General features: G+C 64.2%; 24 protein-coding genes. 13 read left to right on the forward strand and 11 right to left on the reverse strand.

Annotated features, from left to right (window positions below; all coding sequences use genetic code 11):
- Positions 1-12 precede the first annotated feature (12 nt).
- The gene (locus O0881_RS13415) at positions 13-276 is read left to right on the forward strand and encodes a heavy-metal-associated domain-containing protein (RefSeq protein ID WP_077402408.1); all 264 of its coding nucleotides are present in this window, start codon (positions 13-15) and stop codon (positions 274-276) included.
- Positions 277-309: 33 nt separating this feature from the next.
- On the opposite strand, the gene O0881_RS13420 is transcribed toward O0881_RS13415, so the two are convergent.
- From O0881_RS13420 to O0881_RS13430, 3 genes are read right to left on the reverse strand one after another with little or no spacing between them, the layout of a single operon-like run.
- Complete coding sequence (locus tag O0881_RS13420) at positions 310-849, reverse strand: SCP2 sterol-binding domain-containing protein (RefSeq protein WP_289899053.1); 540 nt, start codon at positions 847-849, stop codon at positions 310-312.
- A gap of 20 nt (positions 850-869) precedes the next feature.
- Positions 870-1,766, reverse strand: coding sequence for a U32 family peptidase (locus O0881_RS13425; protein WP_034783050.1), 897 nt, complete (start codon positions 1,764-1,766; stop codon positions 870-872).
- A gap of 9 nt (positions 1,767-1,775) precedes the next feature.
- A complete protein-coding gene (locus O0881_RS13430) occupies positions 1,776-2,810 on the reverse strand; it encodes a peptidase U32 family protein (protein ID WP_289906743.1) in 1,035 nt (344 codons plus the stop codon).
- Positions 2,811-2,974: 164 nt separating this feature from the next.
- Between O0881_RS13430 and O0881_RS13435 the strand changes: the two genes are divergently transcribed.
- From O0881_RS13435 to O0881_RS13465, 7 genes are all read left to right on the forward strand, one after another.
- Positions 2,975-3,385: a hypothetical protein gene (locus O0881_RS13435; protein WP_289911702.1), complete on the forward strand. Its 411-nt coding sequence runs from the start codon at positions 2,975-2,977 to the stop codon at positions 3,383-3,385.
- 122 nt (positions 3,386-3,507) lie between these two features.
- On the forward strand, positions 3,508-5,256 hold the full coding sequence (locus O0881_RS13440; RefSeq protein WP_289911704.1) for a ribonucleoside triphosphate reductase: 1,749 nt from the start codon (positions 3,508-3,510) through the stop codon (positions 5,254-5,256).
- The gene (nrdD, locus tag O0881_RS13445) at positions 5,253-5,453 is read left to right on the forward strand and encodes an anaerobic ribonucleoside-triphosphate reductase (RefSeq protein ID WP_092610345.1); all 201 of its coding nucleotides are present in this window, start codon (positions 5,253-5,255) and stop codon (positions 5,451-5,453) included. Before O0881_RS13440 ends, nrdD begins: the two co-directional genes overlap by 4 nt.
- Complete coding sequence (locus O0881_RS13450; RefSeq protein WP_289911706.1) at positions 5,443-6,150, forward strand: anaerobic ribonucleoside-triphosphate reductase activating protein; 708 nt, start codon at positions 5,443-5,445, stop codon at positions 6,148-6,150. The genes nrdD and O0881_RS13450 overlap by 11 nt, the downstream gene beginning before the upstream one ends.
- Before the next feature lie 148 nt (positions 6,151-6,298).
- On the forward strand, positions 6,299-10,354 hold the full coding sequence (locus O0881_RS13455; RefSeq protein WP_289911707.1) for a Pls/PosA family non-ribosomal peptide synthetase: 4,056 nt from the start codon (positions 6,299-6,301) through the stop codon (positions 10,352-10,354).
- Positions 10,355-10,375: 21 nt separating this feature from the next.
- Positions 10,376-10,891: a 4'-phosphopantetheinyl transferase superfamily protein gene (locus O0881_RS13460; protein WP_289911709.1), complete on the forward strand. Its 516-nt coding sequence runs from the start codon at positions 10,376-10,378 to the stop codon at positions 10,889-10,891.
- A gap of 198 nt (positions 10,892-11,089) precedes the next feature.
- On the forward strand, positions 11,090-11,995 hold the full coding sequence (locus O0881_RS13465) for a LysR family transcriptional regulator (protein ID WP_289911710.1): 906 nt from the start codon (positions 11,090-11,092) through the stop codon (positions 11,993-11,995).
- On the opposite strand, the gene O0881_RS13470 is transcribed toward O0881_RS13465, so the two are convergent.
- Positions 11,992-12,669 (reverse strand): phosphoribosylanthranilate isomerase, encoded by a 678-nt coding sequence (locus O0881_RS13470; protein WP_289911714.1) that lies wholly within the window; start codon positions 12,667-12,669, stop codon positions 11,992-11,994. The two genes, O0881_RS13465 and O0881_RS13470, sit on opposite strands and share 4 nt — an antisense overlap.
- Before the next feature lie 125 nt (positions 12,670-12,794).
- On the opposite strand from O0881_RS13470, the gene O0881_RS13475 reads away from it, so the two are divergent.
- Both O0881_RS13475 and O0881_RS13480 read left to right on the forward strand, forming a co-directional pair.
- Positions 12,795-13,022, forward strand: a complete 228-nt coding sequence (locus tag O0881_RS13475; protein ID WP_289906693.1) for a protein L — start codon at positions 12,795-12,797, stop codon at positions 13,020-13,022.
- 62 nt (positions 13,023-13,084) lie between these two features.
- Positions 13,085-13,489, forward strand: coding sequence for a hypothetical protein (locus O0881_RS13480; protein ID WP_289911715.1), 405 nt, complete (start codon positions 13,085-13,087; stop codon positions 13,487-13,489).
- On the opposite strand, the gene O0881_RS13485 is transcribed toward O0881_RS13480, so the two are convergent.
- From O0881_RS13485 to O0881_RS13515, 7 genes are all read right to left on the reverse strand, one after another.
- Positions 13,486-14,514 (reverse strand): RNA methyltransferase, encoded by a 1,029-nt coding sequence (locus tag O0881_RS13485; RefSeq protein WP_289911716.1) that lies wholly within the window; start codon positions 14,512-14,514, stop codon positions 13,486-13,488. The two genes, O0881_RS13480 and O0881_RS13485, sit on opposite strands and share 4 nt — an antisense overlap.
- 67 nt (positions 14,515-14,581) lie before the next feature.
- Positions 14,582-14,923 carry a zinc ribbon domain-containing protein YjdM gene (locus O0881_RS13490; protein WP_077402365.1) on the reverse strand — a complete coding sequence of 114 codons (342 nt, stop codon included), beginning with the start codon at positions 14,921-14,923 and terminating at the stop codon, positions 14,582-14,584.
- Positions 14,924-15,013: 90 nt separating this feature from the next.
- Positions 15,014-15,988 carry a CDF family Co(II)/Ni(II) efflux transporter DmeF gene (gene dmeF, locus O0881_RS13495; RefSeq protein ID WP_289911718.1) on the reverse strand — a complete coding sequence of 325 codons (975 nt, stop codon included), beginning with the start codon at positions 15,986-15,988 and terminating at the stop codon, positions 15,014-15,016.
- Positions 15,989-15,998: 10 nt separating this feature from the next.
- Positions 15,999-16,274 (reverse strand): metal/formaldehyde-sensitive transcriptional repressor, encoded by a 276-nt coding sequence (locus tag O0881_RS13500; protein ID WP_099664637.1) that lies wholly within the window; start codon positions 16,272-16,274, stop codon positions 15,999-16,001.
- 123 nt (positions 16,275-16,397) lie between these two features.
- Positions 16,398-17,234, reverse strand: coding sequence for a TlpA disulfide reductase family protein (locus O0881_RS13505; RefSeq protein ID WP_289911719.1), 837 nt, complete (start codon positions 17,232-17,234; stop codon positions 16,398-16,400).
- Positions 17,235-17,293: 59 nt separating this feature from the next.
- Positions 17,294-17,995 carry a DUF2325 domain-containing protein gene (locus O0881_RS13510; protein ID WP_289911720.1) on the reverse strand — a complete coding sequence of 234 codons (702 nt, stop codon included), beginning with the start codon at positions 17,993-17,995 and terminating at the stop codon, positions 17,294-17,296.
- 130 nt (positions 17,996-18,125) lie between these two features.
- Entirely contained in the window at positions 18,126-18,731 is a 606-nt protein-coding gene (locus tag O0881_RS13515; protein ID WP_289911722.1) for a hypothetical protein, read from the reverse strand.
- A 285-nt stretch (positions 18,732-19,016) separates the two neighbouring features.
- Here O0881_RS13515 and tssI point away from each other — a divergent pair, with 285 nt between their 5' ends.
- Genes tssI through O0881_RS13530 form a run of 3 tightly spaced genes read left to right on the forward strand, consistent with a single transcriptional unit; the run spans position 19,017 to position 24,966 of the window.
- Positions 19,017-22,181, forward strand: a complete 3,165-nt coding sequence (gene tssI, locus O0881_RS13520; RefSeq protein WP_289911723.1) for a type VI secretion system Vgr family protein — start codon at positions 19,017-19,019, stop codon at positions 22,179-22,181.
- A complete protein-coding gene (locus O0881_RS13525; protein WP_289911724.1) occupies positions 22,178-23,938 on the forward strand; it encodes a hypothetical protein in 1,761 nt (586 codons plus the stop codon). Before tssI ends, O0881_RS13525 begins: the two co-directional genes overlap by 4 nt.
- A 2-nt stretch (positions 23,939-23,940) precedes the next feature.
- A complete protein-coding gene (locus O0881_RS13530) occupies positions 23,941-24,966 on the forward strand; it encodes a PoNe immunity protein domain-containing protein (RefSeq protein WP_099664642.1) in 1,026 nt (341 codons plus the stop codon).
- Positions 24,967-25,025: the final 59 nt, after the last annotated feature.

The following is a 25,025-nucleotide window of genomic DNA, read 5'->3' on the forward strand; positions in this document are numbered from 1 at the left end:
CAAGAGGAACCCATGCAGACAGCACGCTTGAATATTATCGGAATGGATCATGAAGGCTGCGCCGACAGGCTGACGGGCGCGCTCGAAGCCGTCACGGGCGTGGCCACCGTGTGCGTCTCGCTGGCGCGCCACGGCGCCACGGTGCAGTTCGACGAGCGGCTGGCCACGCAGGAACGCCTGCTGGCCGCCGTCAACGACGCCGGCTTCATGGGCGAGGCGACGGATGAAGAACAGCTGGCCTCGTGCAGCGGCGCCTGCGGCCACTGCCGCCACTGAGCGCCACTGAGCGCCCGCCCTCCCTTTTTTCGCTCAGCCTTCGCGCGCGCCCCGGTCGCGCAGATGCGCCAGCACGCGGCGCGGTCCCAGCGCCTGCAGGTCGAATGGCGGCAACTCGATGGCATCGAGCGTATTCTTGAACAGCAAGCCCAGTTCCGTGTCGCCTTCCAGGCTCAGACGGCGGCTGAAGAACAGCGTGTCCGGATCTTCCTGGCGCCGCGCCAGCAGCATCAAATCATGCACGCTGGCGGCGATGCACAGGTCCGGCACGTCCGCATAGCGCTCCGCCACGAACACCGTGCCCTGCCACTCGAAGTCGAAGGCAATGCCCGCGTCCAGCAGCCGCAAGCGCAAACTGCGCCCTTCCAGGCTGCGCCGCACGTCGTCGGGCAATTGCGGCGCCAGCAGGCGATTCAAGCCCTGCACGAACAGCCACGAGGCGGGATACGGGGGCAGCTTGGACAGCAATTCGGCCAGCGGTTCCGGCAGCCGGTACGACACTGCGGGCTTGCTCATGCCGGGCCGGGCGGGGACCGGCGCCGGGACGGGCAATCTTTCCAGTTGATCTTGCATGGTGCTTCCTTTCGAGGCGTTCAATGGGCGGCGTGCTGTTCCATGCCGGGCTGGCCGTGCCAGTAGCCGTCGCAGGCGCCGGCCGGCTGGCAGGCCGCCAGCTGGGCCTGGGCGCCGATGCCGCTGACCTGGCCGCGGCGGGCGCGGTCGAAGATGGCGATGACTTGTTCCGTATGCATGGCCTGCGGGCTGATGCGCGCCACCGCCACGCCCATGTCGCGCATGGCGTCGAGTTCGCGCACCAGGTTGTAGACGAGCGCCGACTGCGTCTGCGTGCCATTCAGTACGAGGAAGGGCACTTCGTCGCGCGTGCGCAGCAACAGGCCGTCCGGCTCTTCCAGGCAGCTGTAACCGCAATCGTCCTTCGGCAGGTTGCGGTTGCGCGCCGTGAAGCAGCGCGCGGAAAACGCCAGCGGCATGCGCCCGTAGGCAAAGACTTCCGTCTCCAGCCCTTCCGGTTTCTGGCGCTGCATCTCGGCCAGCGCCGTCTGCCCCATTTCCAGCGGCATCACCCAGCGCCGCGCGCCCAGGCGCGCCAGCAATTGCAGGCTGGGGCCATTGAACAGGTTCAGATGGGGACCGGCGACGAAGGACGTGCCCTTTTCCATGCAATGCACGGCACCCATGTCGTTGGCCTCGACGCCGTAGCGGCCATTGCCCGTGATGCGGCGCAGGGTCGCCAGTTCCGCGCCCGCCTCGATCAGCGCCTGCGTCGACAGCACCACTTCCTTGCCGGCGGCGGCCAGCATGTCGGCGATATCGAGCCAGTCGGCCAGACGCACCTCATGCCGGCGCGAGCAGACGGTCTCGCCCAGGTAGACGATATCGACGGCGGTGCCGGCGATCTGCTGGTAAAACTCGAAAACTGTGGCGCGCGGCCAGTAGTACAGCAAAGGGCCCAGTGAAAGCTTCAGCATGTTCATCCTTTATTTCCAAGATCTGTGGTAGGCGCCCAAGGTGTGCTGCTGGCCTTCGGCCAGCTTGTCCATGGCCGCCATCCAGCCCGGCTTGACGGCGTAGCGCGCATTGCCTTCGCGGCAGGCGTCGATCGCTTCGCGCCACACACGCGTGACCTGTGCCACGTACGCGGGGCTGCGCTGGCGCCCTTCGATCTTCACGGCGCGCACGCCCATGGCGATCAGTTGCGGCAGCAGCGCCAAGGTGTTCAGGCTGGCCGGTTCCTCGATGGCGTAATACTCTTCGTCGTTGACTTCGAAACGCCCCTTGCACAGGGTGGGATAGCTGGCGTTTTCGCCGGGCGCATAGCGGTCGATCAGCACACCGTTCAGGCGCGATTCGAGGCCGTTCGGCGTTTCCAGCCAGCGCACGGATTTCGCCGGCGAGCACACGCCGTGGGTGTTCGGCGCCTCGCCCGTCGCATACGACGACAGCGCACAGCGCCCCTCGACCATCACGCACAGACTGCCGAAGCCGAACACCTCGATCTCGACTTCCGTCTTGGCGATCAGTTGCTCCACCTGCGCCATCGACAGCACGCGCGGCAGCACGGCGCGGGCGATGCCGAAGTGTTCATGGTAAAAATTGATGGCTTCGTAGTTGGTGGCCGAGCCCTGCACGGACAGGTGCAGGCGCAGCTGCGGGTGGTGCTGGGCCGCATACGCCATCAGGCCCGGATCGGCCACGATCATGGCGTCGATGCCGGCATCGGCGGCGCGGTCGATGGCGCTGCGCCACACGGCCCAGTTGTGCGGCTGCGGATAGGTGTTCAGCGCCAGCAGCACCTTGCGTCCATATTGGTGGGCGTAGCGCACGCCCTCGGCGATGGCCTTCTCGTCGAAATTGAGGCCGGCGAAATTGCGCGCATTGGTGGCGTCGCGAAAACCCAAGTAAACGGTGTCGGCGCCATTGTCGATGGCCGCTTTCAAGGCTGGCAGGCTGCCGGCGGGGCAGACCAGTTCCAGCGGTCCGGCCACGCGGGTGGCGGTGGTTGATTCAAGCATCATGGTGTTCACAGTCCTGTATCGGCTCAGGGTGCAGACTATAGCCCCGCCCAGGCTGCCCAGTCCTTGACGCAGGTGAAGGAATGCATGCATGGCTGGTGCGCGTTCAACTTGCTTGACCTGGCTGTAAAATGCCCCCTTTTCTCCCTCTTCGATTGCCCGCCATGCCCCGCAAACCGCTGCTGATCTTCCTGCTCACCCTGTTTCTCACCGTGCTGCAGGTGCAGTGGGCCACCCCCACGGAAGGCTACGACGCCGAGGCGCTCTCCGTGCTGTCGCCCGAAGTGCTGGGCGCGTATCCGGGCGTGCTGCTGCTGTTCCTGCAAGCCGTCTTCGCGCGCCGCGCCATGCCCGTGACGCGCCAGGCCGCCATCTGCACGGGACTGCTGGCCGTCTACTGGCTGCTGGCCAATTACGTCACGTTCGACGCGCGCGTGGCCAGCTGGAGCACCTTCTCGGCGCGGGAAATCTGGGCGCACGTGCTGCCCGCCTCCGTCCTCAGCATCGCCGTCTGCGGCGCCGCCTACTTTGCCGCGAGCGCCTTCATCCTGCGCCAGGGCCGCGCGAAAAAGTAAACGGGGCGCTTTTTTCACCTGCATCAAGGATTCGTCACGCCACTGCACGCGCCCTTTGACGCCACTATATTTAGTGATTAATCTCCATAAAAACACCGCATGTTGTGTTTATTGGAGGTTTCATGACGACGAATGCAGTTCCATCCACGCGCGGCCAGGTCGATGTCGCCGCGTCCATCAATGAATACCTGGACCGGCGCGACTGGCGTGTCAACGCCAACGCCAACCAGGGTTACTCGCTGGGCGGCCTGATACTCAACGTGTCGGGCAAGGTCATCGCCAACTACTGGCTGGACCAGGTCTATCCGCCGGAAGTGGGCGCGGCGCACCGCGAAGCGGCGCTGCACATCCACGACCTCGACATGCTGGCCGGTTATTGCGCCGGCTGGTCGCTGCGCACGCTGCTGCATGAAGGCTTGAACGGCGTGCCGGGCAAGATCGAATCGGGCCCGCCGAAACACATGTCGAGCGCCATCGGCCAGATCGTCAATTTTCTCGGCACGCTGCAAAACGAGTGGGCCGGCGCGCAGGCGTTCAGCTCCTTCGACACCTACATGGCGCCCTACATCCGCAAGGACAGCCTGCGCTACGAAGACGTGCGCCAGTACATGCAGGAACTGATCTTCAACCTCAACGTCCCATCGCGCTGGGGCACGCAGACGCCGTTCACCAACCTCACCTTCGACTGGGTTTGCCCGGACGACCTGCGCGAGCAGATTCCCGTCATCGCCGGCCAGGAGATGGACTTCAGCTATGGCGAGCTGCAGGCGGAAATGGACATGATCAACCGCGCCTACATCGAGATCATGATGGCGGGCGACGCCAAGGGCCGGGTCTTCACCTTCCCCATCCCCACCTATAACATCACCGAGGATTTCGACTGGCATAGCGAGAATGCCGAACGCCTGTTCGAAATGACGGCCCGCTACGGCCTGCCCTACTTCCAGAATTTCATCAATTCGGAACTCAAGCCGAACATGATCCGCTCCATGTGCTGCCGCTTGCAGCTGGACTTGCGCGAACTGCTGAAACGGGGCAATGGCCTGTTCGGCTCCGCCGAGCAGACGGGCTCCCTGGGCGTGGTGACGATCAATTGCGCGCGCCTGGGCCACCTGTGGCGCGGCGACGAGCCAGCCTTGATGGCAGACCTGGACCGTCTGCTGGAGCTGGGCAAGACCAGCCTGGAAATCAAGCGCCGCACCATCGAGGAATTGATGCAGCAAGGCCTGTTCCCCTACACGAAACGCTATCTGGGCACCCTGCGCAACCACTTTTCCACCCTGGGCGTGAACGGCATCAACGAGATGATCCGCAATTTCAGCGGCGACGCCTGGGACATCACGACGCCAGAAGGCCACGCGCTGGCCGTACGCCTGCTCGACCACGTGCGCGCCCGCATGGTGGCCTTCCAGGAAGAAACGGGCCATATGTACAACCTGGAAGCGACGCCGGCCGAAGGCACGACCTACCGTTTCGCCCGCGAAGACCGCAAGCGCTTTCCCGCCATCCTGCAGGCGGGCACCGCCGACAACCCGTATTACACGAACTCGTCGCAGCTGCCCGTCGGCCACACCGACGACCCGTTCGAGGCGTTGGAATTGCAGGACGCGCTGCAGCGCAAGTACACGGGCGGCACCGTGCTGCACCTGTACATGACGGAAGCGCTGTCGGACGCGAACGCCTGCCGCGAACTGGTAAAACGCGCGCTGAGCCGCTTTTCGCTGCCCTACATCACCGTCACGCCCACATTTTCCATCTGCCCGCGCCACGGCTACCTGGCCGGCAAGCATGAATTCTGTCCCACCTGCGACGCAGAACTGATCGCCCGCAAACAATCCGATCTTGCTCACCCACTCAAGGAAACGCCATGAATGCACGTCCCGACTTCACTCCCGCCATCACCCTGCTCGATACGGAACGCCAGCGCTGCGAAATCTGGACCCGCGTGATGGGCTACCACCGCCCCGTCGCCTCGTTCAACATCGGCAAGCAGGGCGAATTCCACGAGCGCCAGTATTTTACGGAAGCGAGCGCCCGGGTTGGCCAGCCCGCCTGCCATGGCGCTTGAACTGAAAGTGGGCGGCCTGACGCCCTTTTCTGCCACCGACTATCCCGGCAAGCTGGCGGCGGTGGTGTTCGTGCAGGGCTGTCCCTGGCGTTGCGGCTATTGCCACAATCCGCACCTGCAGGCGCGCACGCCTGAAGGCGCCATGCCGTGGCAAGACGTCCTGACCTGGCTGCGCCGCAGAACGGGCCTGGTCGACGCCGTCGTCTTCAGCGGCGGCGAGGCGTGCATGGATCCGGCGCTGGGGCGGGCCATGCAGGACGTCAGGGAACTGGGTTTCGGCATCGGCCTGCACACGGCCTGCATCTATCCGCAGCGTCTGCAGGAAGTGCTGCCCCTGGTCGACTGGGTGGGTTTCGACATCAAGGCGCCGTTTGCCGACTATCGACATGTGACCCGCGTGGCCGGCAGCGGCGACCCGGCGCGCGCCTGCCTGGACGCCATCCTCGCCAGCGGCGTCGCCTACGAATGCCGCACCACCACCCATCCGGACCTGCTGCCGGACGAGCAGCTGCTGGCCCTGGCCGCCACCCTGGCCGCCAAAGGCGTCGATAACTACGTGCTGCAGCAATTTCGCGCCGAAGGCTGCGCGGATGCGGCACTGTCCGGGCGCCCCCTGCACGGCTATCCGGCGGCGCGCACGGTGGCGCAAATCGGCGCCATGTTTCCCCGTTTTACATTCCGTAATCATGGCAGTTGAGCCGACAAGCAGATTATTTCGGAAAGCCCCGCAAAATTCCCCGTTCTGCAACGCTGAAATGTCTTGCGTGCTGTAATGTATCGACTGTGCTGCGCACCACGCGCAGCCCGTCAGATTCCTCACACCGCATTACAGATAAGCGTCATCCATGAACGATTTCACCGCAGCCAGCCCAGGCACCCCTTCCACCCATGCCGACATCCTGTACGGCCCGCCGCGACCGGATTTGCTGCGCGAGGAAGTGCTGGCCGACCTGCTGGAAGCGACGGCCCGCCGCTGCCCGCAGCAAATCGCCCTGATCGATGGCGCGCGCCGCATCACGTATGCGGAACTCGATGCCCAAGCGGGCCTGGCGGCGTCGCGCCTGGTGGCGGCCGGCGTCAAGCCCGGCGACATCGTGGGCCTGTGGCTGCCGCGCGGCGCCCATTTGCTGCTGATGCAGGCGGCCATCGCCAAGGCTGGCGCCGCCTGGCTGCCCGTCGATGAAGACACGCCCGTCGAGCGCCTGCAAGTGTGCCTCGATGACGCCAATGGCGCGGGCGTCATCAGCTGCGCGCAATTCGCGCCACGCCTGCTTGACGCGGGCATCCAGCGCCCCGTGTGGACGGCGGAAAGCCTGCTGGCGCCCGCCGCGCCGGGCGAAGCGCTGCCCGCGCGCGGCGCCGTGCTGCCCGAACACCCGGCGTACGTGATCTACACGTCCGGCTCCACGGGCAAGCCGAAGGGCATCCTGATCAATCAACGCAGCATCTGCCACTTCCTGCGCAGCGAAAACGCCGTGCTGGAAGTGACGCAAGACGACATCGTCTACCAGGGCTTTTCCGTCGCCTTCGACATGTCGTTCGAGGAAATTTGGATCGCCTACCTGGTGGGCGCCACCCTGTGGCTGGGACCCAAGGATATCTCGGGCGACCCGGAAGCCTTGCCCCGCGCCCTGGCAGAGAACAAGGTCACCGTTTTGCACGCCGTGCCGACCCTGCTGGCCCTGTTCGCCGAAGAAGTACCGAGCCTGCGCCTGATCAATCTGGGCGGCGAGATGTGCCCGGAGTCGCTGGTCGAACGCTGGTCGCGCCCGGGCCGCGCCATGTTCAACACCTATGGGCCCACGGAAGCCACCGTCTCGTGCAGCCTGGCGCGACTGCGGCCCGGCGAACCGGTCACCATCGGCACGCCGCTGCCCAACTATGGCTTGCTGGTGCTGCAGGTGGCCGAAGCGGGAGAAAACCGTCCCCTGGCCCTGCTGCCAAGGGGCGAGACGGGAGAATTGTGCATCATCGGCCCCGGCCTGGCCGAGGGTTACCTGGGCCGGCCCGACCTGACGGTGGAAAAATTCCTGCCCAATCCCTGGGCGACCAGCGACGATGACGCGCGCCTGTACCGCACGGGCGACCTGGCGCGCATCGATGCGGACGGCCAGGTGCTGTGCCTGGGCCGCGCCGACGACCAGGTGAAAATTCGCGGCTTCCGCGTGGAGCTGGGCGAAATCGAAGCCGTGCTGGCGCAGCAGGCGGGCGTGGGCACGGTGGCAGTATTGCTGCGCAAGGACGACGGCATCGACCAGCTGGTGGCGTATATCGTCGGCAGCGACGAGGCGCCCGAGGATGCCCTGGCGGCAAAAACACTGCGCGCTGCCCTGAACCTGCATTTGCCGCCGTATATGGTGCCGGGCCGTTTTGAATTGCTGCCGCTGATGCCGCGCCTCACTTCCGGCAAGATCGACCGGAAAGCATTAAAGGCCATGCCATTGTCGGCGCCGCCAGCAGGCGAGGCGGGCGAATCGGACGTGCCGGAAACGCCGGCCGAAGCGGCCCTGTTCGCGGCGCTGGCCAAGCTGTTTCCCGGCCAGGCGATCTTGCGCCGGCTGGATTTTTTCAGCGACCTCGGTGGCCACTCCTTCCTGGCTGCGCGCCTCGCATCCGCCCTGCGCGCCGATCCGGCCTACGCCCACATGACGGTGCGCGATATTTACCAGAACCGGCAGATCGGCAAGATCGCCGCCGTGCTGGGTGAAGCGCCCGCGCTGGCCACGCCGGAAGCGGATTGGACGCCGCCATCGACCTGGAAACGCTGGCTGTGCGGTGCCGCGCAAGCGGCGGCCGTGCCTGGCCTCGTCACCCTGCGCATGGCGCAGTGGATGGCGCCGTTCTTCACCTATCACTTCTTCACGGGCGACACGGGCGACACCGTGCCGCGCGCCATCGCCGCCTCCATCGGCGTGTTCCTGCTGGCGACCCTGGCCGAATTTGCCATTGCGATTGCCGGCAAGTGGCTGATCGCCGGGCGCCTGAAGCCGGGCAGCTATCCGCTATGGGGCGTCACCTACTACCGCTGGTGGCTGGCAGACCGCCTGGTCGAATCGGCGCCCGCCTACCTGCTCAGCGGCTCGTCCCTGAACAGCTGGTGGCTGCGCGCGCTGGGCGCCAAGGTGGGCAAGGAAGTCGTCATTGGCTCGATGACCCTGCGCGCGCCCGACCTGCTGGCCATCGGCGACAACGTCAGCGTGGGCAATGCCGTCAACTTTGAAAACGCCAGGGTCGAGCGGGGCCGCCTGTTGCTGGGCCAGATCCGCATCGGCGACGATGCCTGCATCAGCTCTTACGCTATCCTGGAAGGCAATACCAGCGTGGGCGCGTTTGGCCACTTGGAGGGACAATCGGCGCTGGCCGATGGCGCCTCGGTGCCGGCCGGCAGGGTCTGGACTGGCTCGCCCGCGCGCGATATCGGCCCGTTTGACGTGGCCAGCCAGCCGCCGCGCCCCGCCGTCTCGCGCCTGCGCCTGACGGGCGAAACCCTGTTCTTCTGCTTTGGCATGGTCCTCATCGCCGTGCTGTTCTTCATGCCCGTCTTCCCCAGCTTCGTGCTGATCGACTGGTTCGACGAGCGCGAAATGATGCCGTGGCTGCAGGGCCGCGACGTGACGACCCAGCTGGCCCGCTACTTCCTGCTGGCCTTCCCCGCCAGCGCCGTGCTGATCGTGCTGACGGCACTGCTGTCGGCCGCCATCCGCTGGGGCGCGCTGCCCCGCCTGAAGCCGGGCAGTTCGCCCGTGCACAGCAATATCTATTGCGCCAAGTGGCTAGTTAGCCATATCCAGGAATCGAGCTTGAACGTGCTGCACGGTATTTACGCCACCGTCTACGCGCCGTACTGGTACCGCCTGCTGGGCGCCAAGGTCGGCAAGGGCGCCGAGATTTCCACGGCGCTGGGCGTGGTGCCCGACATGCTGACCCTGGGCGACGACACCTTCATCGCCGACGCCGTCATGCTGGGCGACGAACAGATCGACGGCGGCTGGATGACCATGCGCCCCACCGTCATCTCGCACCGCAGCTTCGTCGGCAACGGCAGCTATATCCCGGATGGCACCGTACTGCCCGAACACGTGCTGATCGGCGTACACACGCACGCGCCGCGCAATGAGCAGATGCACAGCGGCGACACGTGGCTAGGCTCCCCGCCCATGCACCTGCCCGCGCGCGAACAGGTCAGCGGCTTTGCCGAGCACCTGACGTTCAAGCCATCGCTGTTGCGCCGCCTGGGCCGCAGCCTGATCGAAGCCTTCCGCATCGTCGCGCCGCACGCGGTGGTGATCGCCGTCGGCTATACCCTGGTGCTGGACGTGATGCCGATCGCGGGTGCCGGCCGCTGGGGCGAAGTGGTCAGCGACCTGGCGATCGCCGGCATCGCCTACGGCATCGGCAATTTCCTGGTGGTGGTGCTGTTCAAATGGCTGCTGCTGGGACGCTACCGCAAGCACGCGGCGCCCATGTGGACGCCATTCGTGTGGATTTCCGAAGGCGTGACGAATCTGTACGAAGGCATCGCCGTGCCCAACTTCATGCGCTACCTGCGCGGCACACCGTGGCTGCCTCTCGCCTTCCGCCTGTTCGGCTGCAAGATCGGCTGCGGCGTCTACATGGACACGACCGACATCACGGAATTCGACTGCGTGCACATCGGCGATTACAGCGAATTGAACGCCCTCACCTGCCCGCAAACGCATCTGTTCGAAGACCGCGTGATGAAGATCGACCACGTGGAAATCGGCCAGCGCGTCTACATGGGTCCGCGCAGCTCCGTGCTGTACAGCGCCAAGGTGGGCGACAATGCGCGCCTGGGACCGTTGACCCTGGTGATGAAGGGCGAGCATATCCCCGCCGGCAGCAACTGGGCGGGCTGCCCGGCCGCGCCGCTGCGCAGCTGATCGCAGTCGATGAATCGTACGGTGCTCTGGTCTGGAAACGGCGTGCTGGTGATCGGCATCGCCGCCGTGCTGCCGCGCGCCGAAGCCCGCTTGCGCATCCGCGCCGCCGTGCGCGAGGCGCTAGCCCAGTGGCTGAAGCTGGACATCGATGCGATTTCGGTGGTGTCGACGCCTGGCCAGGCCCCGCGCCTGCTGCTGGCCGGCCGCGCGGCGGGTTTGTCATTGACCCATGACGAGGGCATCTCGCTGGCCGCCGTCCATCTGCACGGCCCTGTCGGCCTTGACGTGATGCGGGTGCAGGCTATTGCCGACTGGTTCAATCTGGCGCGCGATTACCTGGGGCCGCAGGTGACACAGGAGCTGGCTTCATTGCCCGATGCTCAACGCCCATTGGCCCTGGCGCAAGCGTGGACAGCGCGCGAGGCGGCGCTCAAGTGCGCGGGCTTGCCGCTGGCGGAATGGGACGGAGCCGCGCCAGCTCGCCGCCTGCAAGCTTTGAGCTTGGCAGCTCCGTATGTGGCGACCCTGGCATACTAGTCTTCCTTGCCCTCGGCCGCCGCGCCGATCTGGACGAAAATCAGTTTTACGATAATACTGACGAGCAGTCCCAGCACCCCGATCAATTCCAGCATGGCCATTCCTTTGCAGTGACAGCAGACCAGGCCACTGTAACGCGAACCCCGGGGCCAGGCTAATATCAAATCAGGCAGTCTCCGATCTCGAAAAGGCATACGATTGATTTCCATCAGACAGTTCCGCTATTTTGTCGAAATCGTCGATGCGGGCAGCTACTCGCGCGCGGCGGAAAAATTATATATCGCGCAATCGGCCCTGAGCCGGCAGATCAAGGAGCTGGAGGGCGAGGTGCAGGCGCTGCTGCTGACGCGCGATGCGCGCCATATCGAACTGACGCCTGCGGGACAGGTCTTTTATGAGCGGGCCAAACGCATCCTCGAAGATATCGACGAAACCGTGCGCCAGACCCGCCATGTGGGGCAAGGGGCGCAAGGCATCATCCGCCTGCTGCATTCGAGTTCCGTCACCCTCACGCCCGCCATCGGCGCCGTACTGAACCGCCTGCTGGCGCAGTTCCCCGGCGTTTCGCTGGATATCTCCAAGGGATCGTCGGAAAACCAGGCGGCGGACATCGAGGAAGGCCGCGCCGACCTGGGCCTCGTGCGCCTGCCCACCCTGCGCAAGCATGCCAACATCGTCGTGCGCGAACTGTACGCGGAAAAGCTGGTGGTGGCCGTGTCAGCGATGTCGCCATTGGCCGCGCTGGAACGCACGACGATCGCCGCCCTGCGCGACGAAGCCTTCGTCTCGATCCCGCACAAGGACCGGGGAGGCCTCAGCTACCTGGTGGCGGGCCTGTGCCTGGCGCAGGGATTCTTCCCGAAGGCGGCGCGCGCCCTGTCGCGCAAGACTTCACAGCTGAACCTGATCGAAGCGAACATGGGTATCGCCATCGTCCCGGACAGCATGCGCCTGGTGGCGCCGCCCGGCGTGCGTTTTATTCCCTTGCCGGACGAAGAATCGCATTCCGTCGTGGGATTGATCTCGCCGCGCGTCGCCAGCGGCATGGTGGCCGCGTTCACGGAAGCATTCGTGCACGAGATGGCCAAGCCGCCGGCCGATTAGCCTTCCGCATACAGCGCCGCATCCGCGTCGCGCACGGCCGCCATCAGCAAGGCCAGCTTCATGACATCGAGCTTGCCGTCCGTGCGTACGCGCGAGCACAGGTCGATGCCGTAGGGGCGTACCTGGCGCAGCGCGTCGGCTACGTTGGTGGCGTCCAGCCCACCGGCCAGGAAGACGGGACGGGGGCTGGCGCGCACGAAGCGCGCGCTGACAGACCAGTCGTGCGTACGGCCCGTGCCGCCCAGTTCAGGCACGGCAGCGCCGGGACGGCCCGAGTCGAGCAAAAACGCATGGACGTGGGGCGCATAGGCGGGGATCAGCGCCAAAGCCTCGGGCCCCTCCACGTGGATCACCTGCACGCGCCGCACGTGCGGCAGCAAGCGCGCCAGTTCAGCCACCTCGTCCGGGTCGATATGCCCGACGATCTGCACGGTGGACGGCTGCGTGGCGCGCACGTGCTCGGCGATGGCTGGCGCCGTCGTCTCGGACGTCAGCAGGAACGTGGCCACGGGCGGCGGCGTCCAGGCGGCGATTTGCGCGATGCGCGCATCGGGAATCGGGCCAGGGCCGGACGGCATGGCCGCCACCAGGCCCAGCGCGTCGGCGCCGGCGGCAATGGCCAGTTGCGCTTCGTCGATGGAAGCGATACAGCAAATCTTGATGCGGGTTCTCATGGCCTGGCGTGTTCAATCGGGATAATCAACATTACAACACAGGGCGGCGCGCACGCCAAGACACGCGGTCAAGGCCGCGCGCGATTGTGTGCCAGAATGGGGCCTGCCCACTTCCCGAGGAATCCATGGCCGACTACAAGAACCCCAGCTACGTGGCCCGCTCCATGCACCCGCGTTTCGATGAACTGACGTCACCGGGCGAAGCCGTGCCGTATTCGGGTATCTACCGCTGCGACGGCTGCGCGCACGAAATCGTGTCGACGGAAGGCCACGTCATGCCGCCGCAAAACCACCACCAGCACAACAGCGAGCAGGGGCCGATCCGCTGGCGCCTGATCGTCAGCCCGCGCTGATTGACATGCGCCAGGTGGCGGACGATACTTGATTTATCCGGGATCGCCATTGGAAGCCGCGTATGCGCATCGTCGACTTTGAAATCCGCAAGGAGTGCCCGCCGCAGTTGTGCGACTGCGAACGCGAGCGCCTGCTCGACGATGCGCAGGCGGACCTTGCCATCCTGCGCCTGAACCTGACGGAAGAAAAGCGCCTGCTGGCGCATATCGAGGGCATCGCCACCCATGCGCAGTTGCGAAAGCTGCAGCAGCGCTTGCGCGACAACCTGGGCGTGGAATTGCAGATTACACCGGGCAGCGGCGAAGTGCGCACCGTGCGCGGTTTCCAGATCCGCCTGCTGGAGCGGCCCGGCCTGTGCCGCAAGACGCGCGCCGCCATTCCGGCCGCCGTGCGCCGCTGCCTGGCCGCGCATCCCGAGATCGCCTTTGCGATCCTGAATGAAAACGACTTGCTGGGTGGTGTCTAGACGCCGGCGCGGATGGGAATGACCCTGCCCTTCGCTTCGCGCGCCCGCAACTGTCCGCAACCGCCCTCCACGTCCTGCCCGGCCGAATCGCGCAATTTGGTCAGCACGCCGCGCGCGTGCAGGGCGGCGGCGATCGCCCGTGCCTTTTCCCAGCTGGGGCGCTTGAACGGCAAGTCGGCTATGGTGTTATACGGGATCATGTTCAGCACCGCATATTTCCCCTGCAAGAGTTCAACGATGCCGTCCATCTCGTCCTCGCCATCGTTGACGCCTTCCATCAGGGTCCACTGGTACTGTACCGGGTAGCCGGTCAGGCGCGCATACGATTCGCCGAAGTCCACCAGTTCCTGCGGGGTGAGCCTGGGCGCGCGCGGCAGCAGCTGTTCACGCAGCTCTCGCTTCGTCGTGTGCAGGGACAGGGCCAGCGCCGGCTTGACGCGACCTTGCGGCAAGCGCTCGAAGGCGCGCGGGTCGCCCACGGTGGAAAACACGAGGTTCTTGTGGCCGATATTGCCCTCGGTGCCCAGCAGGTCGATCGCTTCCATCACGTTGTTCAGGTTATGCGCCGGTTCGCCCATGCCCATGAAGACGACTTTTTTCACGGGGCGCAAGGTGCGCGCCAGTACCACTTGGGCGACAATTTCTCCACTGGTCACTTGCCGGATCAAGCCGTCGCGGCCCGTCATGCAGAACTGGCAGCCGACGGCGCAACCGACCTGGCTGGACACGCACAAGCCGTCGCGCGGCAGCAGCACGCTCTCCACCGTCTGGCCATCGTGCAGCCCCACCAGCAGGCGCGCGGAACCGTCAGCGCCCGGGTGGGTGCTGAGCAATTTCAGCATGCCCTGCAATTCCAGGTCGAGCGCGGGCAAGGCCTCGCGCACGGGCAGCGGCAAAAAATCCTCGGCGCGGCGCCGGCCCTGGTCATGCGGCTGCGCCTGTATCCAGTCGCGCAGCACGCGCTGTTCGTGCAGGGGCTTGGCGCCCAGGGCGCGCAGGCGCTGGCGGAGATGATCGATTTGCATGGATTCTGAATAAAAAACGGCGCGCCGGCAGGAATGCGAGGCGCGCCGCGAATGGCAAGGAAAAGGCTTAGACCTTTTTCACGAACTCGGTTTTCAGGCTCATGGAACCGAAGCCGTCGATCTTGCAATCGATATCGTGGTCGCTGTCGACCAGGCGGATGTTCTTGACCTTGGTGCCCATCTTGACGACACCGCCGCCGCCCTTCAATTTCAAGTCCTTGATGACGCTGACCGTGTCGCCGTCCTGCAGGATATTGCCGGCCGAATCGCGGTACACCTTGGCGCCCTCTTCCGCCGCTTCTGCAGCCGTGGCCGACCATTCATGCGCGCATTCAGGGCAGATCAACTGGCTGCCGTCTTCATACGTGAATTCGGATTGGCATTGCGGGCATGGTGGTAATGTGCTCATTTTCTTCTCTGTCTGGTGAACAGCGCGTGCTGTAAAAGCCGACATTATACTGCCTACGCCCCGCATCAGCTTGCTTTTTCACCATCATTATCAATGGCGGCGAATAATCTCGATGGTGCTGTGGACAATTTCTTCGTGGATGCCGATGCGCGCGCGCAGTTCGGCCGCCGTCAGGCTGGCGTCGCGGCTGACGACGGACAGGGCGCATGAATACAGCTGCTTGCCGACCCTCCACACGTGCAGGTCGACGACGCGCGGCGTGTCGCCGGCGCTTTCCACTTCCACGGCTTCGCGGATTTCATCCACCACGGGGTGGTCCATCTCGCGGTCCAGCAAGACCTTGCCCGTCTCCTGCATCAGCTTTTTCGCCCACAGGGCCACCAGCATGGCGCCCGCGATGCCCATCACGGGATCGAGCCAGCTCCAGCCGTAAGCCCACGCGCCAGCCAGCGCAAGGATGGCCAGGACGGATGTGGCGGCGTCGGCCAGCACGTGGATGTACGCGGCCTTTATGTTCAAGTCTTCGCCGTGACCATGGTGCCCATGGTGACCGTGATGGTCATGATGATCATGAGGCCCGTGGTCGTGGCCATGGTCGTGGTGCCCGCCGAGGATCAGCGCGCACACGAGGTTGACAGCCAGGCCAAAAGCCGCCACCGCCATCGCCTGCGGATAGTGTATGGGTTGCGGCGAGAACAGGCGCTCGACGGACGCGGCCACCATCAGCACGGCCACGCCCAGCAGCAGGATGGCGCTCGTGTAGCCGGCCAGCACTTCGATCTTCCACGTGCCGAAGGCAAAGCGCGGGTCGCGCGCATAGCGGCGCGCAGCCGCATACGCAAACGCGGCCAGGCCGATGGCCAGCGCGTGCGAACTCATATGCCAGCCATCGGCCAGCAGGGCCATGGAGTTGTACCACCAGCCGGCGACGATTTCCAGCACCATGGTGGCCAGGGTGATCCACATGACGATGCGCGCGCGGCGTTCCGCCTTGTCGCTGGCGGCGCCAAACACGTGTTCATGCTGCCAGGCGGACAGGTCTTCCTTGATGGATGGCGTTTGCATGACGTGCTCCTTATTTGAGGTAGGTGCGCAGGATGCCCGCGATGTCGTCGGCGCCCCTGGCCCGCTCGTCGCCGGAAATATCGGGACTGGCCACGTGCTCGCGCAGGTGTTCTTCGATGACTTCGGCCATCAGGCCATTCACGGCGCCGCGCACGGCCGCGATCAGCTGCAGCACTTCGCCGCAGTCGCGCCCCTCTTCCAGGCCCCGCTCCAGGCCTTCCACCTGTCCCTTGATGCGTTTGATCCTGTTCAACAGCTTGGTCTTGTTGTGCGCCGTGTGTCCCATGGTTTCACTCCGATAAATACTATAGGGGGGTATACTATCAGAAAGCGCGCCGCGTGCGGCAAGGCGTTAAAAAAAAGCCGCGCATCCTCGCGGATGGGCGGCTCATTCAGGCTGGAACAGGCGCTATGGCGCCGGGGCGATCTTGCGCAGCTTGCTGGCCAGCGAGGCGTCGGACAATTCGCCCAGGTGCGTATCGACCAGGCGCCCCTGCGCGTCATAGAACAGGGTGGTGGGCAGGGCCGAGGAACCGGCCGCCTTGCCCAGCGCTGCCTCGCTGTCGAGCAGCACATTGCGCAGGGTCACGCCGCTCCTGCCCAGGAAAGCGCTGGCCGCTGCCGCATCCTCGCGCTGGTTCGCATACACGAAGACGATATCGGCGCGCGCCTGCTGCGCGGCGGCCAGCACGGGCATCTCGCGCCGGCATGGCGGGCACCAGCTGGCCCACAGATTGACCACCAGCGGCTTGCCGCCGGCCAGCGCCGCCAGGGTCACCGGCGAGCCGTCGAGCGCCTGCAGCGCCATGGCCGGCAAGGCCGCCGGCTTGTCGTAGGCCAGCGAGATGCCCGCGCTCAGCACGCCCCAGACCAGCGCGCCCGACGCCACGCTGATGGCGAGAGGGCGGCGCATGGCCGCCATGGCGGGACGCCGGCAGCGCCACGCGGCGATGGCCAGCGCGGCGGCGATGCCGGCCGGCGCCATAAAGCCGCCATCGCGGATGTTGAGGATGGACCAGGGTGCCGCCAAGGGGGAGCTGAAATACTGTTCGTGCCAGCGCAAGACGAATGCCAGCCGCGCCGCAAGCAAGCCGACAATCAGCATGTCGGAAACGAGGGGACCGGCGTCCGGCAGTTGGCGATAGCGCCGTAGCGACCACGCCGCGCCGTAGGCGACGCACAGGGAAACGATCAGCAGGACCAGGCCCGTAGGCAGGGCCAGGGGGCCGATTTGCAGGGACAGCATGGGCGCTCTTTATAACGTCAAATGGACGGCCATTCTGCCCGATGCGGATTAAGCGGGCGTTAAGAAGCGGCCAGCGCTTCCTTGCGCACGAAATGCATGGCTTGCGGCTGGTCCACCAGCACGCACTGCTTGCCCGTGCGCTTGCAGTGGTCGTGCACGCGCCAGTAGGCGTCGTGGCTGACGCAGCCCGTCTGGCAAATCACCAGGTCGGCAGCCACCAGGCCCGCTTCCAGCGCCGCCGCATCGTCGGCGCCATCGTCGCCGCCGGCATGGTGCAGGAAGCGCCCGCCGGCCTGCTCGATGGCTTGCTGCGCCACGTTGGCGCCACCCGCGTCCTGGCCAAGCTCCAGGCTTGAATAGTTGCTCACATATAGCACGGCTTTTTCGCGCACATCGGCCTGCAAGGCGGGCACGGGTACGACGGAAGGCGTGGGCAGCCACTGCAGGCGCAGCAATTCGCGCATCAGGTCCTGCACCCGTTCACCGAGCCACTCGACCCGGCGGGCCAGCCGGGCACGCGTCGGCAAACCCGGCACGCTGGCCGCCAGTTCGGCCAGTTCATCGCGCGCCAGCGCCAGCCGGGTATCGCGGATCACGACCTGCGCCCGCGCGCGCATCAATTCCGACTCCAACTGCGCGATGCGGGCCGCCTGCGCAGCCAGTTGCGCACTGCAGCGCGCCTGCGCGCGGCCATATTCCCCCATCAGCACGCGATGCTCGTGCGCGATCATGTCTTCGTTGCCATACACACTGCCCATCATGCCCTCCTTCACCGACCGTGGCGCCATGGCGCCAGCCCATCGCACCCCCATGGATTCGAATTATAAATGAGAATCATTATTATTTGTCTATGCGCGTGCGCGCAGTAGGGGTATGCGGCGGCCGCCAGCGTCACGCAGCCGGCGGACAAGACAGCAGGCGCTGCCAGACGTCGTCCTGCACCTGCCGCACATGCCGCAAGCCGTCGGGGCCACGATAGATCCCCAGCGTGTTCGGCCACGCCACATCGATGAACAACAGCCGCGCCGGATCGATCAGCAGGGACTGGCCCACATAATTGCCCTTGATCTCGCCCTTGTTCACGATCAGCAGGCGCGCGCCACCAGCCAGCGCCCGCTCTTCCAGCGCCACGCCGCTGCGCTCGGCCACATCGCGCAGCCAGCGTTCGCGCCAGCGCGCCTGCTCCCCGAACTGCCCCGTTGGCGGCCGGTCCAGCTTGACGACGGCTGCCACGGGACCGTCAATGCCCGCCTGCAGCGAAAAGCCCATGCGCTCCTGCAGTTCGACCGTGTAGGCCTCGCCCTTGACGTCGATCTGGTAGCGCCCCGTCCCGTCCTGTACCCGCAGCTCGGCCTGGTGATAGGCGGGTTGGACGCAACTGGCGTACTGATGGACGAGCACATCGAGAAACGGTGGTTCGACGGGGGATGCCGCCGCCATGGGGGGCGACAGGCTGGCACACAGCACGGCGGCAGCCGCGCATTTCATTGTATTCATTCTTGCTCCGGTTCACGTGGGACGGCTGCCGAAAAACAGGCACGGCACGCCATATTATTGCTTCTAAGTAATATTTAGCAGTATTTTTTGCAATGGTGGAATTGGCAAGATCCGCACTCTAGCAGAAGGGGAAAAAACGGCCCGCACGGCCCGCGCACGACCCGGCCTGCCGCACGATTCAATTGAATCGCGCTTGTTAAATCACTATTTCTAAGGTGTAATCTTATAAGCAAGTCATTGAATTAAATGCAAGTACGCTCATTTCTCCACACGGAGTTCCAATCAATGTCCGAACCGGTCCAAGCAAGCGCGTCGCCGTCACCTGCTACGTCACCCGTCGCCACCGGCTTCAGCCAGGCCACGCGCCTGCTGAAGCTGAGTACGCCCCTGGGCCCGGACAAGCTGCTGGCCGAATGCGTGCGCGGCGAGGAAGGCCTGGGACTGGGCTATGTCTTCAATATCGCCGCCCTGTCGCTCGACGCAGCCATTCCCCTCAAGTCGCTGATCGGCCAGCCCATCCTGCTGGAATTGCGCACGGCCGCCGGCACAGAGGATTGGCGCCCGTTCCACGGCCACATCACCGCCGTCGAACTGGCGGGCGCGAATGGCGGCTTTGCCCGCTACAACCTGACCATGCAGCCTTGGACGGCCTTCCTGGCGTACGGCCGCGACAGCCGCGTCTTCCAGGACCTGGCGGTACCCGACATCCTCGAAGTCGTCTTCGCCCGCTACCAAGGCCAGGGCATGCTGGCGCCCGCCTGGCGCTTCGACCTGCTCGACCGCGCGGCCTATCCGAAACGCAGCATCTGCAGCCAGTATCAGGAAAGCGACTGGGCCTTTGCGGAACGGCTGATGAGCGAGGAAGGGCTGTTTTATTATGCGGAACACACGGGCGATGCGGGCAGCGCCAGCCTGGGCAGCCATACCCTCGTCATCGCCGACCACAACGGCAGCTTCAAGCCCAACACCCAGTCCAGCATCGCCTACAGCCAGCCAGGCGCCGTCATGCCGCAAGACACGATGGACCGCTGGCGCATGCAGTTGCGCCAGCAAACCAACGGCATCGAACTGTCCAGCTGGGATTACCGCGCGCTGGGCCAGCGCCCCATCAGCGCCGCTGGCGCCAGGGACGGGACGATGGCGCTGCTCAGCCGCGACGCTCCCGGCGCCTATGCCTACCCGTCGCGTGAGCACGGACAACGGCTTGCCGAGCGCCAGTTGCAGGCGCTGACGGCGGCCAGGGAAGTGTTTACCGGCGCCGGCACCGTGCGCACCCTGGCACCCGGCACCACCTTCACCCTGAGCGGCCAGGCGCAAACGGACGCGGCGGGCGATGGCGACGCAGCGACTTTCCTCGTCACCCGCACGGTGCACCTGATGCATAACAACCTCGATGCGGAGCTGGGCGGCGGACTGCTGCAGCGCTTCGGCAAGGGCTTGCTCGACGCGCTGATCGGCGACGAAGCGGCCAGCAGCCTGCATGCCGTCGGCGACACCATCGGCGAACGCCCGCCCTACCGCAACCGCATCGACGCCATCCGCAGCAAGATCCCCTACCGCAGCAGCTATGCCGACCAGCATGGGCAACTGCTGCATCCGCGCCCCAGCATCATGGGCCAGCAGACCGCCATCGTCGTCGGCCCGGCCGGCGTCCAGCTGCATACGGACCGCGACCACCGCATCAAGGTGCAATTCCACTGGCAGCGGGGAGCGCAAAGCCATAGCCGCCTGGCGCATCCGGCAGCCGACGGCCACACGGGCGCGCCCGGCGACGATAGCGCCGGCACCTGGGTCAGGGTCGCCACGCCGCTGGCGCCCGTCGCCGGCGCCAACTGGGGCAGCAACGCCCTGCCCCGCGTGGGCCAGGAAGTGCTCGTCGATTTCCTGGAAGGCAATATCGACCGCCCCGTCGTCATCGGCACGCTGTACAACGGCCGCGGCCAGGCAGACGCGCAAAACAACCAGGTCAGCCAGGGCACGGGCGCGGCGACGGGCAACGCGCCGGCCTGGTTTCCCGGCCAGGCCGGCGCCCACGCCCACCCGGCGGCCTTGTCCGGCATCAAGACGCAAGCCATGCAAGCCAGCCAGGGCGGCGGCGGCGCCTACAGCCAGCTGGTATTCGACGACAGCCCAGGCCAGGGCCGCGTCGCCTTGCAGCGTCACGCCGGCCCCCACCAGGGCACGGCCGAACTGAACCTGGGCCATTTGCGCCACCAGAGCGACAACCAGCGGCTGGCGCCGTCCGGCTTTGGCGCCGAGCTGAAAACAGAACACGGCGCCGCCCTGCGCGCGGGAGCGGGCATGCTGCTGTCGGCGCATGGCCGCGATGCCGGCGGCAGCCAGATGGATGCGCAGGAAGCGCTGGAACAGCTCAGGCAAAGCTTGCAACTGCAGACCTCGCTGGCCGAGCAGGCGCAAAAACATTTCGCGCTCGAAATGCCCAGCCCGGCCGCAGCCGGTGCGGCCGCGCCAGCTTCCGCTGCCACGCCGGACCAGCCGCAGACGCCTGCGCCAGCCGCCCAGCTCCCCGTCCTTGCCCAGATGCAGCACAGCATCGAGGTCCTGGGCGCGACGGCCGAGGGCGCCGCCGCTGCGGGCCAGGGCCAGCAGGCGGCGGGCGGCGAAGGCCAGGCCAGCGCGTATGGCGACCCGCAGCTGCAATTATCCAGTCCGTCCGGCATCGCCGCCACCACACCGGCCAACGCCGTGCTGGTCGCCGGCGGCAATGGCAGTCTGACAGCGGGCGCGGATCTCAACTTTGCCGCGCAGGGCAACAGCCTGTACGCGCTGGGCAAGGGCATCAGCCTGTTTACCTATGGCAAGGCCAGCAGCAAGGATAAGCCCAACCAGGAAACCGGCATCCGCCTGCATGCGGCCAGCGGCAAGGTCAGCAGCCAAAGCCAGTCCGATGCGACACGGCTGACGGCCGACAAGGCCATCACCGTCAGCAGCACCGCCAAGAGCGTCACGGCGGCGGCCAAGCAGCACATCCTGATGACAGCCCAGGGCGCGTACATCCGCCTCGAAGGCGGCAACATCATGCTGCATGGACCGGGCAAGATCGATTTCAACGCCAGCATGAAGGAATTGACGGGGCCGGCGAGCAGCCAGCCCACCTTGCCGGCGATGCCGAATGCAGCCGACCTGGGCCGGGCAGTCGAACTGAACCTGCATTATGGCGATCTCGAACCTGTCATTAACTCCCCCTACAAAATCACGTTCGCCAATGGTACTTCACTCAGTGGATTGCTCAACGAAAAGGGCCATGCCCGCCTCGAAAACATTCCTCCCGGCGCATATCACATTGAATATGGCGAGGACCAGCGCGACTGGGTAGCGCCGCCATTGCTAGCGGAACCCCGTCTGCAGCAAGCGAGGCAGCAGCTGAAACAGGCTTCCGCATTGCTGGAAGCGGCCAGGAAAAGCAGTAAACCGGATCCCCAACCATGAGCCAGAACTTTGTCGATGAGATTGTAGAGTTTTTCAAGGACCTGATCCTGGGCGACTTCGAGGATGACCAGGGCAAGGCCGCCATGATCGTCGGCGGCGCCATTTCCCTGATCCCCGTGGTTGACCAGGTGATGGATGTGCGCGATGTCTCGGGCATGATCTACCGGGTCGGCAGGAAAGGCGTGTCGCGCGCGACCCGCGATGACTGGGTCGACATGGCGCTGGCGGCGTTCGGCTGCATTCCAGAAGTCGGCAGCCTGTTCAAGACCATCATCAAGCCTTTGCGCAAGTACCGCAAGGAGGTTGGCGCGGCGGCCGCTGGCGGCAATGTCATGATCGAAGCCATGCTGGGCAAGAGCAAGGGCGCCGCGATCAAATTCCTGAAAACCTTCCAGTGGGCGCAAAACACCCAGCTGGCAATCAGCACGGCCATGAGCGCGCTGGACAACTGCGTGCAATTGCTCGGCTACCTGTCGACCAGCCATTGGTGGCTGCCATCGGACTTGCAGCATTTGGCACGCGACATGAAGCCGCAAGTCGAAGCGGTGCGCGGCCCCCTCAAGGCCGGCATTGCGCAAGGCGCCAAGGCGTTGCAGGACTTGATCGAGGACATGCTGGGCGAAGACGCGTTATGGGCAGCAAAAAAAATCGCCGTCGCCGCCGGCACCGGCGCCAATACGGCAGCCAGGCACAATCACAAGCCCGGCAACACACATCCGCACAGCGCCAACGCCCAGTTCAAGTCGCCCACGATCAGCACCGATAAAAAAACCAAGGGCGTGGATACCAAAGCAAAAACCAAAGAACGGGACTCGCCGGGCAAGGGCAAGGAACACAAACCCGTGGACGACTCGCACCGCCAGAGCAGCGACGGCGGCACCGCACCGGTGAAGAATACGTCGCGGCCGATTCGCGAATTGCTGTCCAAAGTGCCATTCGGGCCAAAGGGACTCATCGGCGAGCATATGGCAGATTATTATCATATGGAACACGTGCTTAAAAAAGCCACCGCCTGGCCGCACGGTAACGTCAATGGAAAATGGCGCTTTGACTACCCGCGCGTTGTCGGTCCCGATAACGCACACAAACGCCCGACAGAGCTTGTACCCGAAGACTTAAAAAAAATGGTACAGAATGGTGTGGATACCATCTGGCAGACAAATAGCGACACATTCCATTTCATCGAAGCAAAATTCAGTAGCAGTGCCTACACACTGTTCCAGCGGCTGCAAAAGGAAGTGGAACGTGGCAACATCCCACGCCCCCCGGCATCCCTCAACGACAGAGAGCTGATGTTATGGACTTTGCTCGGTGAACGTGTAAAGGGCACGCAGATGGGGAAAAAATGGCTTACCAACAGCACCAAAAACGGTGCCATGCAATCCGTTGAAAATTTAAAAAATCGCTGGACATATCTAATACTGGGAAGCACCGCACTCTCTAATCCGTTCGTGACGGCGGCACACCCGCATGGCAAGCTCAAGTTAGCAGCAGCACCTGGAGTTGTCGACCATCTTGCAGCGACATTGGAATTACTCGCGTCAGGTGATCATTACAATATAAAAATACATGACAAACACAAAGAAACTCATGGCATAAGCGACACATTCAACTATATGGAAATTGATCGCATAGACAAAGGACGTAGAAGCCTCGAAAAAGCAACGTCTAAAAAACCAGTCGATCAACAAGAACAGCAAGAGAACAAGAATAAATCAAGCAAAGCAGTTTCAGGAAAGAGAAAGCGGAGAAAATAACAATGAAGAACCCAGAATTCCATGAACGCCGTCGCCAACAATTCCTTTATGAGGAGCTTTACACTAAAACTCGAGAAAATCAACTTTCACTAATTAAAGGTCAACTTGCCAACAAAAAAGTGGCCGAATCAACACAAAGTCAAACTGTCATTTACCAGTTTTTGTATTTGGAAGCGCTATGGATCTGGATACTCGACTATACGGCAGGTGAGCCGATCGATGCACTGGCGCCGCGCATTGCAGGCATCGTGGATAAATTTGAAGAATGGAATGAAGTCGATCAACTTTATCAACAGGAAGCGGCGCTTGACTTTCCAGAATACGGGCCATACGAATACGAGGGAGCGCCACAGTTTTCCATCCTTTCCGATTATGAAGACACGCTTCAACTACTCAGCATCGCCATCCTGCTACGCGATCAGCGTTCGGTGCGACGCATCATCCACGTACTGCGTAGCCACCGTGGCCACGATGGGCTGTTCGAGCAATTAATTGGCGCATATGTCGAGGACAGTCAAGACCTCGACACCTGCATTATCAGCAAACCCTACGACACCCTGTTGCAAGTATTCTATGAGGAAGATGAGAAAGCTAGCTTAGTCCTGCTGCAAAAATACCTGAAACAGTGGTACCCAGCTATGAGAAATCATCCGCGCTGGTACGATGAGCATCTCAACATCAACGAGGAAGGCTATGCCGCCTATTACGGCTACTGGGCATTCGAAGCAGGGGCGACCGTCTTTATACTCGACCTGGACGACAGCCAGATCGACCATCTGGTCTACCCCAAAGACCTGGTCGATTATGCACGACAGTTATGGGAAGTTGGCCGCTTTACCAGTCAGGAAACAGAACCACTGATGCGCAAGGGACGCGTCGAGGGCGGCCAGCCCTGCCCTCAAACTGGCTTCTGGGAAACCCCAGCAAAATTACACAGCCGCAGCCACTTCGCGCAAGGCCAAATAATGCCTGTTTTTGACGATGCGGCATACGGTGAAACCATCTGGTATTGGAGTGAAGAACAATAGCCAAATTCCATCTCGCACAGCCAGCGATTGGCCCAGCGCCGAGCTGCGTCAGCGCATAA

Origin of the sequence: Janthinobacterium sp. SUN100, from assembly GCF_030397705.1 — a bacterium.
Taxonomy (GTDB): Bacteria; Pseudomonadota; Gammaproteobacteria; order Burkholderiales; family Burkholderiaceae_D; genus Janthinobacterium; species Janthinobacterium kumbetense.